Source organism: Dyadobacter sp. (genome assembly GCF_017744695.1).
In the GTDB taxonomy this organism is placed as follows: domain Bacteria; phylum Bacteroidota; class Bacteroidia; order Cytophagales; family Spirosomataceae; genus Dyadobacter.
On record NZ_JAGIAS010000002.1, the window covers coordinates 90,423 to 109,049 of the forward strand.

Annotated in this window: 12 protein-coding genes; 9 read left to right on the forward strand and 3 right to left on the reverse strand. The window is 52.5% G+C overall.

What is annotated here, in order from left to right; translation table 11 throughout:
- The first annotated feature begins 13 nt into the window (after positions 1 to 13).
- From J7619_RS07985 to J7619_RS07995, 3 genes are all read left to right on the forward strand, one after another.
- The gene (locus J7619_RS07985) at positions 14 to 3,100 is read left to right on the forward strand and encodes an efflux RND transporter permease subunit (protein ID WP_291196719.1); all 3,087 of its coding nucleotides are present in this window, start codon (positions 14 to 16) and stop codon (positions 3,098 to 3,100) included.
- Positions 3,101 to 3,164: 64 nt separating this feature from the next.
- Positions 3,165 to 4,055, forward strand: a complete 891-nt coding sequence (locus J7619_RS07990) for an AraC family transcriptional regulator (protein WP_291196721.1) — start codon at positions 3,165 to 3,167, stop codon at positions 4,053 to 4,055.
- A 63-nt stretch (positions 4,056 to 4,118) separates the two neighbouring features.
- Positions 4,119 to 5,105: a zinc-binding dehydrogenase gene (locus J7619_RS07995; RefSeq protein WP_291196723.1), complete on the forward strand. Its 987-nt coding sequence runs from the start codon at positions 4,119 to 4,121 to the stop codon at positions 5,103 to 5,105.
- Here the strand turns inward: J7619_RS07995 and J7619_RS08000 are convergent.
- The 3 genes from J7619_RS08000 to J7619_RS08010 form a co-directional block, all read right to left on the reverse strand.
- Positions 5,095 to 5,475 (reverse strand): hypothetical protein, encoded by a 381-nt coding sequence (locus tag J7619_RS08000; protein ID WP_291196725.1) that lies wholly within the window; start codon positions 5,473 to 5,475, stop codon positions 5,095 to 5,097. The two genes, J7619_RS07995 and J7619_RS08000, sit on opposite strands and share 11 nt — an antisense overlap.
- Before the next feature lie 171 nt (positions 5,476 to 5,646).
- Entirely contained in the window at positions 5,647 to 6,420 is a 774-nt protein-coding gene (locus J7619_RS08005; RefSeq protein ID WP_291196727.1) for a LytTR family DNA-binding domain-containing protein, read from the reverse strand.
- 158 nt (positions 6,421 to 6,578) lie between these two features.
- Positions 6,579 to 7,775: a sensor histidine kinase gene (locus J7619_RS08010; RefSeq protein ID WP_291196729.1), complete on the reverse strand. Its 1,197-nt coding sequence runs from the start codon at positions 7,773 to 7,775 to the stop codon at positions 6,579 to 6,581.
- Between the two features lie 626 nt (positions 7,776 to 8,401).
- On the opposite strand from J7619_RS08010, the gene J7619_RS08015 reads away from it, so the two are divergent.
- From J7619_RS08015 to dgoD, 6 genes are all read left to right on the forward strand, one after another.
- Positions 8,402 to 11,536, forward strand: a complete 3,135-nt coding sequence (locus J7619_RS08015; protein WP_291196731.1) for a SusC/RagA family TonB-linked outer membrane protein — start codon at positions 8,402 to 8,404, stop codon at positions 11,534 to 11,536.
- Positions 11,537 to 11,547: 11 nt separating this feature from the next.
- The gene (locus J7619_RS08020) at positions 11,548 to 13,089 is read left to right on the forward strand and encodes a SusD/RagB family nutrient-binding outer membrane lipoprotein (protein ID WP_291196733.1); all 1,542 of its coding nucleotides are present in this window, start codon (positions 11,548 to 11,550) and stop codon (positions 13,087 to 13,089) included.
- A 29-nt stretch (positions 13,090 to 13,118) separates the two neighbouring features.
- The gene (locus tag J7619_RS08025) at positions 13,119 to 14,513 is read left to right on the forward strand and encodes an enolase C-terminal domain-like protein (protein WP_291196735.1); all 1,395 of its coding nucleotides are present in this window, start codon (positions 13,119 to 13,121) and stop codon (positions 14,511 to 14,513) included.
- Positions 14,510 to 15,547, forward strand: a complete 1,038-nt coding sequence (locus J7619_RS08030; RefSeq protein WP_291196737.1) for a LacI family DNA-binding transcriptional regulator — start codon at positions 14,510 to 14,512, stop codon at positions 15,545 to 15,547. The genes J7619_RS08025 and J7619_RS08030 overlap by 4 nt, the downstream gene beginning before the upstream one ends.
- Positions 15,548 to 15,985: 438 nt before the next feature.
- Entirely contained in the window at positions 15,986 to 17,227 is a 1,242-nt protein-coding gene (locus J7619_RS08035) for a mandelate racemase/muconate lactonizing enzyme family protein (protein ID WP_291196739.1), read from the forward strand.
- A gap of 4 nt (positions 17,228 to 17,231) precedes the next feature.
- The gene (gene dgoD / locus J7619_RS08040; RefSeq protein WP_291196741.1) at positions 17,232 to 18,479 is read left to right on the forward strand and encodes a galactonate dehydratase; all 1,248 of its coding nucleotides are present in this window, start codon (positions 17,232 to 17,234) and stop codon (positions 18,477 to 18,479) included.
- The last annotated feature ends 148 nt before the right edge of the window (positions 18,480 to 18,627 follow it).

Sequence of the window (18,627 nt, forward strand, 5' to 3'; positions counted from 1 at the left end):
AACCGCAAAGACCATGAAATTACCTGAATTTGCAGTCAAGAATTACCAGTTCACGCTGGTGATATTCCTGGGTGTGCTGGCGTTGGGGCTGTACTCGCTCTTCACCATGCCCCGAAGCGAAGACCCCGATATTCACCCGCCGCAATTTACCGTCGTGGTGGTATACCCCGGCGCTAACCCGAAAGATATGGAGCAGCTGGTGGTGGACCCGATGGAGAAGAAAATCAACGAACTCGACGATATGAAGCACGTTATCACCGACATCCGCGACGGCCTGGCCGTGATGCAGGTGATATACAAATACAGCTCGAATCCCGACGATAAATACCAGGAAGTGGTGAGGGAAATCAATGCGCTCCGTTCGCAGCTCCCGGCCGACATTGCTGATATTCGCATTAATAAACAGATTCCATCCGACGTAAGCATTTACCAATACGCGCTGATCAGCGAGAATGCTACTTATGCGCAGTTGAAGAAGTATTCGAAAGATTTCAAAGAGCGGCTGGAAAAAGTCAAAACGCTTAAAAAGGTAGAATACTCGGGTATCCCCGAACCACAGGTGAATGTAAGCCTGAATTTGCAGAAGATCGCGCAGCAGCGTTTGACCCAGGACCAGATCGTAGGCGCATTGCAAAGCGAGGGCGTGAATATCCCCGGCGGGAGCATCAGCATGGCTACCAAGAAGCTCAATATCAAAACGAGCGGCAGTTACCGGACGCTCGATGAAGTAGCCAATACCGTGGTGTCGCGCTCGGATGGTAAAATTGTGTATCTCAAAGACGTGGCCGATGTGAAAATGGGCTATGAAGATGAAACGCACATTACCCGCCTGAATGGCTTCCGGTGCAGCTTTGTGAATGTGAGTCAAAAGGAAGGCGAGAACATCATTTCGGTGCGTGACCAGGTAGAGCCGGTGGCAGCGGCGTTTGAAAAGGACCTGCCTTCGAACATCGACATGATTAAGGTATTCGATCAGGCCAGCAGTGTCGATACCCGGTTATCACATTTTGCGCGGGACTTTGGAATTGCCATTTTACTCGTGTTGCTCACATTGTTGCCGCTCGGCACCCGGGCGTCGCTGGTGGTGATGATCTCCATCCCGCTTTCACTGGCGATCGGCCTCACGATGATGAACCTGCTCGGGTACAATATCAATCAGCTCAGCATTGTCGGGATGATCGTCGCGCTGGGAATCCTGGTCGACGACAGCATTGTGGTCGTGGAAAACATCGAGCGGTATTTGCGGATGGGCTACGGCAAGGTACAGGCGGCCATTCAGGCGTCATCGCAAATCGGCCTTGCGGTAGTAGGCTGCACGATCCTGCTGATATTCGCCTTCCTTCCGCTCGTGTTCCTGCCCGAGGGTGCGGGTGACTTCATCCGCAGCTTACCGATGTCGGTGATCACGACGGTATTCGCTTCGATGCTCGTGTCGCTGACCGTCGTGCCGTTCCTGTCGAGCGTGATATTGAAACCGCACGCTTCGGAAGATGGTAACTGGCTGTTGCGCGGCATGAAAAAGGGTATTCACAAAACCTACGGCAGCGTGCTCGACCGCGCATTACACTGGCCTAAAACAACATTGGCGATTGCCGGCCTGATATTCGTCGGTTCGCTGGCATTGGTGCCGCTTATTGGCAACAGCCTCTTCCCGAAATCGGAGAAACCGATGTTCCTGATCGACATTGAAACGCCGCAGGGTACCAATCTCAAAAAGACGAACGAAGTGGCGCGTTATGTGGAAGGTATTCTCAAACAGGAGCCGCTCATTACCTCCTTTGCAACCAACGTGGGCAAGGGTAACCCGCGGGTTTATTATAATGTAGTTCAACGGAATGAGAGCGAGAATTTTGCCGAGATTTTTGTGCAGGTAGAGGGGTTGGAAACCGAAGAAAAGGTGGAGGTGATTGAAAAGCTACGCAAAAAGCTGGAACGGTACCCGGGTGCGGAAATCAAGGTGAAAGACTTTGAACAAGGCCCGTTGATCGAAGCGCCGCTGGCTTATCGTATTTATGGTGAAAACCTGGAAGACCTGCGCAAGACTGCCTTCCGCGTCGCCGATCTGCTCACCAAAACCGAAGGTACCATCTACGTCAACAACCCGTTGCTGGTACAACCGACCGACTTACGCATCAACATCAATAAACAGAAAGCCGGAACGCTGGGCATTTCCTCGGCCGACATCGATCGTACGGTGCGGCTGGGGGCTGCCGGGCTGAACGTGGCTACTTTCCGGGAGGATGTTGGTAAGGCGGATAGCTACAACATCAATGTGTCGGTGCCGCGCAATGCCGCCATCCAGGATTACAGTGTGTTTGACAAGCTGTACGTCACCTCGGCCTCGGGCGCGAGCATTCCTTTGAAAAACATTGCAACCATTGAAATGGAAAGCTCGCCGAACCAGATCCGGCATTATGACAAAGACCGCTACGTGACGGTTTCAGCGTTTACCAAACCGGGCTATAACGTCCAGAAAATGAACGACGACATCACTGCGAAGCTCAACCAGTTCAAATTTGAGAAGGGCCAGCACTTCACAGTGGCCGGGGAAAAGGAGAGCCAGGAAGAAAGTTTTGGCGGACTGGGATTGATCATACTCATTACGGTATTCGGTTTTCTGGGGGTATTGATATTGGAATTCAAAACTTTCAAAAGCATCCTGATCGTATTATCGGTCATCCCGCTGGGTATTGTGGGTGGTCTGGCGATGCTTTTCCTGACGGGCGAAACGCTTTCGTTCACCGCTACCATCGGTTTCATCGCATTGGTAGGTATCGAAGTGAAAAACTCACTGCTGGTGGTTGATTTCACCAACCAACTGCGCGAGCAGGGCAAGAGCATCGAGGAAGCCATTATCGAAGCCGGTGAAATTCGTTTCGTACCGATATTGCTTACTTCCCTGACGGCGATCGGAGGCCTGCTGCCGCTCGTGATCGAGTACAGCGCCTTGTATTCGCCGCTGGCATTGGTGCTGATCGGAGGATTGATCAGCTCCACATTGCTGTCGCGTCTGGTGACGCCGGTGATGTACAAGCTGCTGCCGCCGAAAGTTGAACAAAAGGCCGTCGTTGAAGAAGCTGAGCTGGAAGCAGCCTATTAGTAACTCATCGGGCGGGTTTTTCGGGAGCGTTGTTTATTTTGCAGGAATCGAAATGTGAATGATCATGAGGATTTCCTATCAGAATGAACCGCTGTTTCCCGGGAAACCCGCTGCGGTGTTTACCAGCAGGCCGCTTTACAGCCATTATGAGCAGTCGGAAGCCACTTTAATGCAGGGTGTGCATTGGTTTGATTTTCAGACAAATGTCGCCCATACGTTAAACGTCAGGTACGAGGCACGGTTTTACAAAATGGTGCTTTGCATTGCCGGTGAGTCCCGATCGGTCCCGAGGCATTCGGAGGCGTACGGTTTCCGGACAGGGCAGGCGCTGTTCTACCGGACGGAGGAAGAACCCTACCAGGCGACATTACCGGGTAATACGGATTTTAAGGTGGTTCACATACACCTTTGCGATGCGCATGTAGCGATGCTGCAACGCGATGCACCTGCTGTTTTTGAGAAGGAACTGCATATGATGGATCTGTCGGCGGAATGTACCGAAGCATTTTTGCAGCTTAAAAACATGTCAGGGGAAAATCAGGGATTGCTCCACCTGTTTCAGGAGAAACTCATTATCGGGCAGCTTTTCAACCTCGCGTCACGGGCGCTTCCGCGTGCGTCGCGCTCCCGCGGGGAGGCTATTCTGGAAGAGGCTGTCTGGCACATTCACCGCGCCGAGCGTTATTTGACGATCGCGGAACTTTCCCAACTGGCCGGCACCAACAGCTTTCGCCTTAAACAACTTTTCCGCGAACAATTGCGGACTTCTGTTTTCCAATACCAATACGATCTTCGCCTCGAACGTGCCGCAAATCTACTGCTGGACTCCGACTTGGACGTTTCAGCCATCGCTTTGCAATGCGGATATGAAACTGCCGCCGCTTTTTCCAATGCTTTTTTGAGAAAATACGGGACACGGCCAACGGCATTCAAAAACTCCCGCCCGAGCAAATAGCGCTCCCGTTCGCATAAGTACGACCGTCGCCGTCACCCCGACATTTGCTTAAAAATCAAACTCATGAAAGCAAATGTAATTACAGCCCACGGCCCGGCGAGCGAAGTGTTTGCGATGCAGCAGGTGACTGATCCCGTTCCGGCTGCGGACGATCTTATTTTAAAAGTACTGACCACAAGCATTAACCCGCTCGACTGCCGAATCCGTAACAAGGCTTCCGTTCCCCGGAATTTCCCGCTTACACTCGGTTTTGATGTCTGCGGTATCGTGGTCGGCAAGGGCCCGGATGTGACGGGGTTCGAAGTCGGCGATCGTGTAATCGGTTCACCGACGCCCTTTCGCAATGGGGCCAATGCGGAATATGTGACGGTCGATCATCGCTCATGTGCATTGGCGGGCGCGCTCTCTGATGCGACAGGTGCGGCTATACCGTTGGTCGGTATCACCGCTTACGAGGCGTTATTCGACCGGCTGCGGGTTCGATCGGGTGATTGGGTGGTGGTCCATGCCGGCGCGGGCGGGGTAGGGCACCTGGCGGTTCAGCTCGCCAAGAATGCCGGGTGCAAAGTCATTACCACCGCGAGTCGCCCCGAATCCCTCGATTATTGCAAATATGAACTCGGGGCCGACCATGTACTGAACTACCGCGATACGGACATAACGGCCGCCATCATGGCCATCACCGCAGGCGAAGGCGCAGGTTTGATCATGGACAATGCCGGGGCGGAATGCTTCTCCCATTGCCTCGACTATGTCGCCCACCACGGCCACATTTGCACGATTTTGCCGGTCGCGCCGGACGGGCAGCAGGGTTATCGGTTGTTGTTGAAGAACATCACCCTGAGCTACCAGTTTATGGGCGCCCGAAGCTCCGGCCATAAGGATAACAAACAGGGGCAGGTATTGCAAAAACTGGTGGAAATGGTCGAAAGCGGCCAGTTACGACCACACATTTCGAAAATTTACGACTGGCACGACCTCGCACGGGCGCACGAAGAAATGGAGCGAGGGCACGTAACGGGTAAGCTTGTGGTGCGCGTCACAAATTGACCAGTACCCGTTTGCCGGAATTTTGCCGGGCAATGCCTTGTCGGGTAACCTTGTTCAGGGCCCGGCCTATTCCTTTGGTAAAGCCTTCGCCAATCTCAGCATAAGCCAAATCCGTATTTTCAATGATCAGCTTGTGAGCCAGTTCGTCGTAGCTCCATTTCATGCCGGCCATTTTCTGGTCGTTGGTGGAAGCCTCCGTCGGCATGGTGCATGTATTCGCCTCATGGGCAGGGGCGAGGCTCGTGTACCATTTCCATAAAATGAGCGTGGCCACAAATGCAATCAGGAAAATGGCCTGGCGTTGCCCCTTGTGGTTGTGGAGTGCGGCCGATAGGGCTGAGGTTAAGTTGGTGGTAGATTTGAAGAACATGGCTAACGGATTTATTATAGTTAATGTCGGGGATGGCTGGCCGCGGAAGCGGAAAGCTATCTTGTCTGACAAATTTGTATCCCAAATCGTTGAAACAGGTACGAAAAATGTCTGATCTGGACTTTTTATTATTTAAAGCGTGCATTTCAAATCGTGAACCGTATCGGCCGCCTAACCCATTTTCGTGATAAATGCCTTGATATTGTCGCGGTAACCACGTGTCCATTTCACTTTTTCACCGGTGGATAAATGGATGATATACTCCCCGTTGAAGTAAGTTTCGAGCTCGGATATGAAATTCATGTTGACGATATTCGAACGACCCACACGGATCATGATCGACGGATCGAGCCGGCTTTCGAGGCTGCCGAGGCTTTCGTAAATGGTGTAAACCTTTTTCTGGGCAGTATAAACGGATATATAGTTGCCGTCGGCCGAGAAGTGTGTGATATCGTCCGTTTTGACCAGGTACATTTTACCGGCTTCTTTCACCAGCAGCCGTTGCAGATAGTTTTCTTCCTTTTCCTTCTGGTCGCGCAGGAGGTTGTTCACCAATTCCTCGATCCGCGGCTGTGATTTCTGGCTAAGCCGTTCTTTCAAGCGGCCGAGCGACTGATGGAAGCGGATCTCGTCAAAGGGTTTGAGCAAATAATCGATCGCATTCACTTCGAAGGCGCGCAGGGCATACTGGTCGAACGCGGTAGTGAACACCACGAATGGCTGATGGTGCGGCCACACCTCGCGCAGCACCTCGAAACCGTCGAGCTCGGGCATTTGAATGTCCAGAAAAACGACGTCGGGCCGGTGTTGGAGGATCTTCACTACTGCCTCCGAGCCGTTAGCGGCCTCGTCGGTGATTTGAATGGAGTGATCGTGCTGAACAAATGTCCTGATTACATCCCTCGCCAGCACTTCGTCGTCGATGATCAGGCAGCGGTATTTCATATTCTTTCGGGGTTGTTTTGGTGTTCGTCAGGCCCCGGAGGGGCGTACTGTTTATAGCAAAAAAGCCAAGTCACGAATTTGCACCCCCGCGGGGTGTCCTGGGGCCAACAACAGGAGGCTCCTCCGGGGCCACCGTTTGATTGTCTCGTATCATTTTGTCAAAGATTTCCATTGTGCCTTCTCCTTTCTCCAACCTCCATCGTCCCTTTCCTCCCTTCGAAACAAAGCGTTACCGCCGTCCCCCCTGTCGCCGGCTGTACAAATTCCAGCTGTCCTTCGACGCCGTAGGCTTGTTGCAACCTGAGCAGCGTGTTCTGCAACCCCAATCCCATTCCTTTGGACTGTTTACGGGGGGCAGCGCCAATGCCGTTATCATACACCGTCACCCGCATACCCGTAGCGGTTACGGCGCTGGTAATGCGTATCAGCGCGTTGGTTGTGAGGTCGGAAATGCCGTGGGTAATGGAGTTTTCAACGATCGGTTGCAGTATGAGTTGCGGTACCGGATAAAGTTCGGATGCCGGATCGATGTGGTATTCGACTTTCAGCCGGTCCTGGAAACGGATTTGCTGAATGTCGAGGTATTGCCGCGTCAGTTGAAGTTCCTCCTGGAAAGGAATGAAATCGGCCGACTGGTTCACGAGTACCGCCCGGAGCAGGTCGCTCAGGGTGGTGATCATCAGCGTGGCCTTCCGGATATCGTTTTTGACCATCAGGCTTACCACACTATGCAGCGTGTTGAAAAGAAAATGCGGGTTGAGCTGCATCTTGAGCGATTGCAGCTGGGCATTCGCCAACTGTCCGCGCAACTGCTCGTTGTGCAGCTCGGTTTCGAAATTCTGCTGTTTGAGTTCCTGGTAGCGGTAAATATAGGATACCTTGTTAAAACCGACCACCAGGAGCAGGTATTGGCCGAAACTGGCAGTGTAGGCGATGAAAAATGAAAACAGGTAGTTTTCCAGCGGCACGGATTTGCCCACCGCGCGGTACATGAGCGGGTTGGTAATATAGTAATGCAGAATGTTGATGAAAATATTCAGAAACGTCACGATCGCCAGGTGCACCAGGATCGGCTTGAAAACGGAGGAGCTTTCACGAACCTTGAAGGCGATCGGTACCTTGATGGAAGCGTACAGGACAAGCGGACTGGTGGACCACCAGAAAAGGCCGTCGAGCAGCCATATAAACATTTCGTGAGGCTGCATGACGACCCCTTCCTTCAAAAGCCACAGCATCATAAGCTGACCGAACGTTATAACCGCGAAAATGCTCCAATAGCAGAAGGAATACCACCAGAACTGCCCGACCGAGAGCGGGAGCCTGGATTGTTCCAACATACGTTTTAAAAAGGTCATGACAGGATGGATGATCGGAAAACCATAAGGAGGATTCAAGTGTAAATCTAATTGTCCGGGGCCGGGAAGTAACCCGCATTTACGCAAAGCGGGCGAATCATTATCTGAAATACACTGTGGCTGTACAATGCGTTGGATACGCCGGAAACACGTTATGTGTTTATTTTTAGAAAAAATGTTAAAATATTTGCTTCGAAATTTTGTTTGTTTAATCGATTAATCTACATTTGGTCACACTATTTCCTTATTACCAGTTTCCTCCTGCGACCCGACATAGTTCCGGTAAGCCGTTTAAGTACCCGATACCATCACAAAACGACCTGACTAAGACATTATAACCTGACTTTTTGTTTTGATAAGTTGCTTAATCGTTTAAACAAAATATTTTAATTCAAACATAGTCCGTTTCCCGCGCCAGGTAGGCGTGAGCTGCGCCGACGACGTCCTGTTGGCAGCAGAATGGTTTCTTTTTGTTTTCGTATATAGATAATCGTTCGGCTTTGGCGGCCGTTTCAGTTCTTTTTTTGCCCGTACTATTCCTGGCCTTCGTGTCCGCAAGCAGTTGCGGTTTTCGTGTACGTTTTGCGTAGCCCCATTCACCCTGAATTTTGACCCGATTAGAACTGATGAAGAAATGTTTTACGATGATCGTGCTGCTCGCCACGCTATGCTGCGGCCCGGTTTTTGCCCAGACAGGCCGGGTTACCGGCACGGTCACCGGCGAGAATAAGGAACCCTTGCCCGGCGTGAATATCCTGATCAGCGGCTCTTCACAAGGTACCGTTACCGATTCTGATGGTAAATATGCCCTGGAAGCCCCAGCCAATGCAGCGCTCGTTTTCTCTTTTATAGGTTATGTAAGTCAAACGGTTGCCGTCGGTGCCCGGTCGGTGATCGATGTGCAGCTCTCGCAGGAGTCGAAAAACCTGACGGAGGTAGTTGTAACGGCGCTGGGTATCAAAAGGGAGGCAAAAACACTCGGTTATGCCACGGCGACGGTGAATGCGGATCAGATTTCTACCAATCGTACTCCTAATGTAATCAGTTCTTTGCAGGGGAAAATGGCAGGTGTGAACATCACCTCGTTATCGACCGGGCCGGGTGGAACGGCCAAGATCCGTATCCGCGGGCAGTCGTCGTTCAGCGGGCAGAATAACCCGCTCATTGTCGTCAATGGCGTACCGATTGATAATTCCAATTTCGCCGGGGGCGGGGACTACGGTCCGCGTGCAGCGAACAGCTCCGACGGAGGCGATGGCCTTTCCAGTATTAACCCGGACGATATCGAATCGATGACCGTGCTCAAAGGGGCTACTGCCGCAGCGCTTTACGGCTCGCGAGCGAAGGACGGGGTGGTGATGATCACGACCAAAACCCGGGGCACCGGAAAGGGCATCGGACTCGACTACAATATCAACTTCACGACGGATACCCCGCTGGATTTTACCGATTTTCAATACGAATACGGCCAGGGCGAAGGTGGTAAGCGACCCACGACCACCGAGCCTACATCGGGCGTATGGAGCTTCGGCGAGAAGTTCCAGCCCGGTATGACCCAAATCCTGTTCGACAATCAAACCTGGCCTTACGAGCCTGTGCGAGGGCGTGTGAAGAAATTTTACCGCACCGGAACGAATATGACCAACACCGTAACCGTTTCGAACAATGGCCCGAACGGCGGTTTCAGTTTGTCCCTGGCCAACAGCGATAACAGGGGTATTGTCGAGAACAACAAGTTCAACCGGAAGGTGGTAAACCTGGGTTTTACGCAGAACATTTCGAAACGCCTTACCGCTTTTGGAAATATCAACTATTCCAAAGAAAAGAATACCAATCCGCCGCAGATCGACACCCAGGATTTCGCGACTTCGACGGTCATTTTCACGCTGGCCAACTCCATGCCCTTCGAAGCTTTGAAACAAAATCAGACCAAAGCGAACGGCGACGAGTTTGTGTTTTCGCGGTTTTTGGTGAGAAATAACCCTTACTATTCCCTTAGCCACCATTTCGAGAACATTTCCCGCGACCGGCTGTTTGGCAACGTGGCTTTGAAATACCAGTTCACCGACTGGCTCTACCTGCAACTCCGCGGTGCCCAGGACTTTTACGTGCGCGGCCAGGATTACAACATTCCCAACGGATACGCGCCGATTGCCAAGGCACCGGTGGGCTATGTCAACGGTTCATTTACGCAGGATGTTCGCCGCAATACCGAACGTAATTTTGACTTTATCCTCGGAGGTAACCACACCTTCGGCAATATCGGTCTGGATGTGACACTTGGCGGTAACCAGCGTTATGCGCGGATGGATTACAACAGTGTTACAGTGCAGGATTTTATTCAGCCTAACCTGTACACGGTCATGAACGGGCGCGTCAAAAATCCGCTGTACAGCCTTTCAGAAAAGAAAATCAATTCACTGTACGGGGCGGCTACCATCTCCTGGAAAGAATTCATTTATCTAAACGTAACGGCCCGAAACGACTGGTTTTCAACGTTGGCACCGCAGAACAGAAGCATTCTTTATCCCTCAGTTACGGGTAGCTTTATCTTCTCACAAGCCTTCCCGAACCTGCCGGCGTGGATTTCGTTCGGCAAGTTGCGTGCGGCCTACGCGCAGGTGGGCTCCGATAACGTGAACCCCTATTCGAATGCACTGTATTATGCGGTGGATAACAACTCGTTCCCGAACCCGTCGGGCCAGCTGGTGCCGGTGGGAGGTATCAATGCTTCCGTCGTTCCTAACAAAAACCTCCGTCCGCTCCGCATTAAGGAGGCCGAGGCAGGTTTGGAGATGAAGTTGTTCAACAACCTGCTTGGTTTTGATTTAACATACTACCACAAAACCACTGACGACCAGATCCTTGCCGCGCAGATTTCTGACGCATCTTCCTATACTGCGCAGCTGATCAATGTCGGTCGCAGTATGAACAAGGGTATTGAGTTGTTGCTGACAGGCTCTCCGGTGAAAACCAAAGACTTTACCTGGGATGTGAGTTTCAATGTGTCCTATAACACGTCCAAAGTATTGAAACTGGGCCTGGCCGAGAAAGATACCGTGATTACCGTCGGTGGCGGAGGCGGCCGGACGCTCAACATGGTGGTAGGTAAGCCGCTCGGCCAGCTTTACACCTTCACCTACCTGCGCGATGCGCAAGGCAGACAGGTGTTCGACAAAAACAGCGGTATGCCTTTGAGAAACAACACATTGATGAATGTCGGAAACGCATTGCCTAAGTATTTTGGTGGTATTACCAACACATTTACCTACAAAGGCATTATGCTCTCGGCGCTTGTGGACTTCAAGCTCGGACATAAGATGATCGCCGGACGGAACATCAACTACATGCGTCACGGGCTGTCGAAGCGCACATTACCAGGCCGTGCCGAGGGTTATGTGATCGGGAATGGCGTGAACCCGGATGGTGAAGTGAACCAGACGAAGGCAGCTGTTCAGCCTTTCTATGAATCGATCAACCCGTTGGGAATTAATGAGGATTTTGTACAGAATGCTGGTTTCTGGAAACTGCGCCAGCTCACATTGGGATATGACCTGGGCAAGTTCCTGCCTGAAAAGGCATTTGTGAAAGGCTTGCGCCTGAGTGCCGTCGCGAACAATGTGCTCGTGATCAAGAAGTGGACGGAGAATATGGATCCGGAGGAAGTGCTGAATTCGTCGGATAATGCGACCGGCCTCGATTTCTGGCCCGGTTTGCCGCCGACCCGCAGCATTGGTTTCAATCTCCATGTAAAATTCTAACTGCCGAACCCATGAAAGCTACATTCAAATATATGCTGGCACTCGCCTTGTCGCTGACGTTCATCACCGGTTGCGACGAAGGGTTTGACGAGATCAATACCAACAAGGTGGATCCAACGTCCCTGGCGCCGTCCCTGATCCTGAACAAGGCGATCATCGCCACTACCTACCTCGACGGCGTGTCGACGCTCGGCATGCTCTGTTACAACTTTGGCATTGTGCAGCAGGTGATTACACCTTATGGGAGCTCTTTGTCCGGTGGAAATTACAACCAGCTCAACAATGCCAACTCGCCGCTGGTATGGGTTAATTTTTACAGGAATGTAATCAAACAGCTGGTGGCAGTTACCGAGCAAACGAAGGGCGATCCGCTGAGTGCGAACATTTACCATGCTGCACGCATCTGGAAGGCCTACGCGTTCATGATATTGACGGACACCTATGGCGATATTCCGTATTTCGATGCGGGGAAAGGCTATATCAGCGAAGAGATCCGCCCTAAATATGACCCGCAAGAGGCTGTTTACAAGGATATTCTCAAAGAGCTGGAAGAAGCGGCCGGCGCACTCGACGCGTCGCAACCCGCAGTTACGACCGATATTCTCTACGGCGGCGATATCGCACGCTGGAAAAAGCTCGGTTACTCGCTCATGCTCCGCGCCGGAATGCGTCTTACCAAAATCGACCCCACCACGGCCAAAACCTACGTGACCAAGGCGGTTGCCGGCGGTTTGTTCGCGAGTAATGCGGACAACTCGGTCATTCGGCATACGTCGCTTTATAATAATTTTATTGCCAATCACCTGGCAGCGCGCGAGAAGACCAACTTTTACCTCGCCGCGCCATTTGTGAATTACCTCAAAGAAAACAACGATCCCCGCCTGCCGGTGTTCGCGGTGCGGTATGTGGGAGCCAAGGGCGGCCCGGAGCAGACGCCCGAACGTGCCAAATCGGATCCGAACTTGCAGATCGGCATGCCAATGGGCTACAACGACGTGACGATCAACAGCGTTTTGGCCGAAAACGGGGTGGTAAGCCTGTGGGATTTCACGCAAATCAACCTGACGACGGTTTTGAAACTCGATGCGCCCGAATTCCACATTACGTACGCGCAGGTACAGCTCCTGCTCGCGGAGGCGGCTGTACGCGGGTGGGTGACAGGTGAAGCGGCGGATTACTATGCCAAGGGGATCCGCGCCAATCTCGAACAAATGGCCTCGTATGACGTGAAGGCGACCATCAAGGAAGACGCCATACTTGCCTACCTGAAAGCGCATCCGCTCGATGCGGCCAAAGCATTGGATCAGATCAATACGCAGTACTGGGTGGCAACATTCCTGGACGGCAACGAGTCCTGGGCCAACTTCCGGCGAAGCGGGTTTCCGGCATTGAAGAAGAATCCGTATCCCGGTTCGGAGATCAAGGAGGACTTCATCCGCCGCATGCCATACCCCGACAGCGAGATCGTCGTGAATTTGCAGAATGTGAATGACGCGAATGCACGCCAGGGGCCTAATGATTTGAATACGAGGATGTGGTGGGACAAAAAGTAGTATCTTCTTAAACCTTTAACCTGATACAAATGAAAGAGAACGGAATGAGTCGGCGAGACACGATGAAGGCGCTGGGACTGACCGGTTCCGCGGGGATCCTGGGCTTGTTCGGAGGTGCCCCGAATGCCCGCGCCGACCGTCGGGCCGCCGACCGTCGGATCGCCGACCGTCGGACCGCCGACCGTGAGACGCCCCAGTATGCCAAAGGGATGAAGCCGTTGACGATCAAAAGCGTTCGGGCGATTGCCACGGCGCCGCAGGGCTCGAACCTCATTGTCGTGAAAGTAGAGACCTCCGAGCCGGGCTTGTACGGCCTGGGATGCGCCACGTTCACCCAGCGGGCGGAGGTGGTGCTCGTGGCTATTAATACCTATCTCAACGAATTTTGCGTCGGAAGGGACGTCGACAATATCGAAGACATGTGGCATGCCGCCTATGTGAGTTCCTACTGGCGCAATGGTCCCGTGCTGAACAATGCGTTGAGCGGCCTGGACCAGGCGCTTTGGGATATCAAAGGCAAGCGTGCGGGAATGCCGTTGTACCAGCTATTGGGCGGCAAAGTGCGTTTCGCGGTACCATGTTATACGCATGCGAACGGGCGTACACCCGAAGAGACCGTGGAGAGCGTGAAAAAGATCCAGGAGCAGGGGTATCGGTATATCCGTATCCAGCAGGGTGGTTACGGCGCAGTAGGTAGCACGACCAAGCAGCCCGATTTCAAAGCAGCTGGCTTTGGCGGGGCCACGGACAACTACATGGACGAAAATGCCTATCTTAAAGCCATTCCGATTCTCTTCGAAACAGTACGCAAGCAGTGCGGCGAGGAAGTGGAATTGCTGCATGACATCCACGAGCGCGTGCAGCCGATGAATGCGATCAATATGATCAAAAAACTGGAAGAATTCCGGCCGTTCTTTATCGAAGACCCGTTTTCTCCCGAAAATATGAAATGGTTCAAACTGCTGCGGCAGAGTACCACGGTACCACTGGCCATGGGCGAGCTTTTCAATAACATCAATGAATTCCTGGAACCGATGGCCAACCAATGGTTTGACTACATCCGCATCCACGTGTCGCAGATAGGCGGTGTTACGCCCGCCATGAAAGTCGCCCGGCTTGGGGAATGGTTCAATGTCAAAACAGCCTGGCATGGTCCTGGTGATGTGTCGCCGGTAGGACATTCGGCGCATGCACATATCGACCTGGCAGTGTGGAACTTCGGTATTCAGGAGGCGGTACAGTTCAATGATAAAACGCTGGAAGTATTCTCCGGTTGCCCGACGATGAAGAACGGGTATATGTCGGTGAACGAAGTGCCGGGCATTGGCGTGGACATCGATGAGAAGGCGGCCGCCAAATTCCCGATCAGCACAAAATCGAACTGGCAAGTAAGAAAATTCGACGGTACGCTTATACGTCCATGAAAAAAGCATCGCTCAAAGATATCGCACAGCAAGCGGGCGTCTCTACGGCACTGGTTTCCTACGTTCTCAATGGTAAGGAAAAGGAAACCAGGGTGGGGGAGGTCATCGCTCAGAAAATCAGGCAGATAGCGAAAGAATTGAACTATCAGCCGAACCATCTGGCCAAAAGCCTCCGAAGCGGCAAGACGTACACCATCGGGCTCATTATCGCCGACATTTCCAACCCGTTTTTCGCCAACATCGCGCGTGTGGTGGAGGATGAGGCCAAAAAGAATGGCTACACGGTGATTATCGGCAGTTGCGACGAGCACGCCGAGAAATCGTGGGACCTGCTCAATGTGCTGATCAACCGGCAGGTCGACGGCTTCATTATCGTGTCCTGCGAAGGGTCGGAGAGCCAGGTGCATTATCTCAAAGAGCGGAATATCCCTTTTGTGTTGCTGGACCGCCATTTTCCTGAAATACAGACCGATTTCGTGGCGACCAACAACTACAAGGCCTCCTACGACGCCGGCGTTCACCTCATCAACAGCGGCTACTCGAAGATCGGGATCATGGCTTATAAATCGAATATGTACCATATGGTGGAACGTGTGCGGGGATACAGGCATGCCTTGCGCGATAATCACATCGAATTTCATGATTCCTGGCTGAAAGAGGTGCATTTCGAAACGATGGACAGCGAGGTACGGACTGCCATCGACGAAGTACTGGCCTCCGAGCAACGCGTGGACGCGATGATTTTTGCCACTTATGGTTTGGCGATCAACGCATTGAAATACATCAACGAATTGCGCCTCAAAGTGCCGTCGGACCTGGCGATCGTCAGTTACGGCCAGGCGGAGGTTTTCGACCTGTACTATTGCCCGATCACCTACGTACAGCAGCCGCTGGAAATGCTGGGCAAAACGGCCGTTGAGTTCTTGCTGGAAAAACTGAAAAACCCGGAGGAAGGCATGAAGCAAATATTAATGGAAGCCAAACTGATTGCCCGTGATTCGTCGAAGGCTAAACCGACCGCTGCGAGTGCTTGACAGTGGTTATAAGTGGTCAGGTGTGGTTAGGAATTGTCAAGTGTAGTCAAGAGTAGTCAGGTGTTGTCAAGAGTAGTCAAGTATTGTCAGGAATAGTCAAGTATTGTCAGGTGTGGTTGATCTTATTTGCTTTAACCTAACAATCACGGACCCGACCTGACCACACCTGACCACTGATGACTATTCCCAACCACACCTGGTCACACCTGACTATTCCTGACAATACCTGACCACAAAAGACCACATCTAACAACACCTGACCACACCTGACAATTTCTGACAATACCTGACCACAAAAGACCACATCTAACAACACCTAACCACACCTGACAATTTCTGACAATACCTGACCACAAAAGACCACATCTAACAACACCTGACCACACCTGACTATTCCTGACTACATCTGACTAACCCCGACACATTACCAGTACCATTATGCAAAGAAGAAATTTCATAAAAACTGCCTTCCTGGGCACCGCGGCGGTTGCTACCGGCTTTCCGCTGATAAAGGCGCAGGCGGCCTCCAAAATGAAGATTACCAAAATCCGGTACTATGCCGCGCCGGGCTACAACAAGCCGTTGTTCAACCAGGCGCGGGGCATTGTTGAGATCGAAACCGACGGCGGCATTATCGGCATTGGCGAGGGCGGCTCGAAGGATATGATCGAACAATGCGCCCAGATGATGATCGGGGAGGACCCTTTCCGGATAGAGCACATCTGGCAGAACGTTTACCGCGGGATGTTTTACCCGCCGGGGCGCGAGAAGTTGCATGCCCTGGGCGCGTTGGAAATGGCGCTTTGGGATATCAAAGGAAAGGCGCTGAATGTGCCTGTGTATGAGTTGCTGGGCGGTGCCACGCGCGATTACGTGGAATGCTACGCCACAGGTTTCCGCGCATCGAAGGCCCAAACCGAAGAGGAACGGGCGAGGGATTGCATCGAAGCAGGTTTGCGGGCCTATCGCATTGGTCCCACGGGCGGCAATGGCGATCAGCCTTTTGATTTTTATGAAAATGTGAAGAAAACGATCGATTTCTGTAAGCGGATCGATGAAGCTGTCGGCGGAGGCGGTAAGTGGGCCATTGACTTGCATACCCGTTTCGACATGACCGACGGCTTGAAAATCTGTACCGCGCTCGAATCGCTCGAACCTTATTTCGTAGAGGACATTATCCGCTCGGAGAACCCGTCGGTGTACAAAACCGTGCGCTCGATGACGAAGGTGCCCATTGCCGTGGGCGAGCAGTTCGGCGACCGCTGGGACAGCAACGAGTTCATCGAAAACCGCTGGATCGATTACACCCGGTTTACATTGCCGAATACGGGCGGCATCAGCGAGTTCAAGAAACTGGCCTCGATGTGCGAAACACATTATGTGGGTATGATACCACATTTCACCGGCCCACTGGCCACCGCGACATTGGTACACGTACTGGGTTCGAGCAGTCCGGCGCGGGCGCTGATGGAGCTGGGCGGTGGTGAACCGGAGCGGCCGCCCTACTTCAACGAGGATTTTATCAATTTCAAAAACGGTAAGCTGTATCTCAACGACGCGCCCGGACTGGGGGTGAAATTTGATCCGAAAAAGGCGACTTTCATCATGGAGGTCAAAGAGAAAACCAAATTCCCGCACCCGATCCTGAAAAGTCCGGACGGCTCTATCCATAACTGGTAATTCTATGAAACCTAATTCCAAATCCGGCGCATTATCTCGTCGCGCCGCCATTCAGTCGGTCCTGGGTATTGCTGCGACCGGCACGATGCTCCTGCCCAAAACTTCGTATGCAGCCAATCCGGCGCCTTTTCAGGCATACGGGAAGGTCAAGATTACCAAATTGGAAACGTTTTTGGTGAAGCCACGCTGGATTTTCCTCAAAATCCACACCGACGCCGGCATCGTGGGCCTCGGCGAGCCCTTGCTCGAAGGCCGTGCGCTGACGATCCAGACCGCCATTAAAGAAGTGGAACCCTACCTCGTGGGTAAGGACCCGCGTGCTGTGGTGCATCACTGGCAGGCTATCTACCGTCATGCGTTCTATCGTGGCGGGCCGATCCTCACCAGCGCATTGAGCGGCATCGACCAGGCATTGTGGGACATTAAAGGCAAGCTCCTGGGCGTACCCGTGCACGAGCTCCTGGGCGGGCCCACGCGTGACCGCGTGCGTATATATGGGCGTGCGTCCAACGCGGAGGACATGAAGAAGCGCAAAGCCGAAGGGTACACGATCATTAAGACCGGAGTAGCCAAGAAGAACCCTGCCAACATTGTCGAGAACCCGGCATTCATCAAATATGCTTCCGACAATTTTGCCTCGCTGCGCGAAGCCGGCGGCCCGGAAATGGATATCGCGATCGATTTTCACGGTTCGGTTCCGCAGCAGACTTCGAAGGTTTTGATCAAAGAATTGGAGCAGTACCAGCCTTTTTTTGTGGAAGAGCCATGCCAGGCACAGAATGTCGACACGCTGGTGGATATTGCCAGAGGCACGCACATACCCATTGCAACAGGCGAGCGCATCTTCACCAAATGGGGCTTCCGGGAAATCCTTGAAAAAGGCGCTGCCAGCATTATCCAGCCTGATTTGTGCCACGCTGGTGGAATTACCGAAGGCAGGCTCATTGCCGGAATGGCCGAGGCCTATTACATTCCGATAGCCCCGCATAACCCCATGGGCCCGATTTCGCTCGCTACCGGCTTGCAACTCGCAGCCAGCGTCCCGAATTTCCTCGTCCAGGAGCAGGTAACATTGGGCGAAGGCTACCTGAAAGAGCCATTCAAACTACAAAAAGACGGGACCGTGATGGTGCCTACTAAACCCGGCCTCGGCGTAGAACTCGATGAAGACGCATTGAAAGACAAGATCGGCCACGACTGGAAGAACCCTGAAAGCTATAACGCGCTGGATGGCTCGGTGGTGGATTGGTAGCGCGACTGCGAAACGGATTGCCTGACTAACATTTGATATTTTAAAAGCAGCCCGTGTCTGGCCTTAAAACCGGCTAGTGTGGTGTTATTTGTCCAAACGTGTTTAAAAATAGTATTATTTAATTTTTACATATAAATATATTTATCTC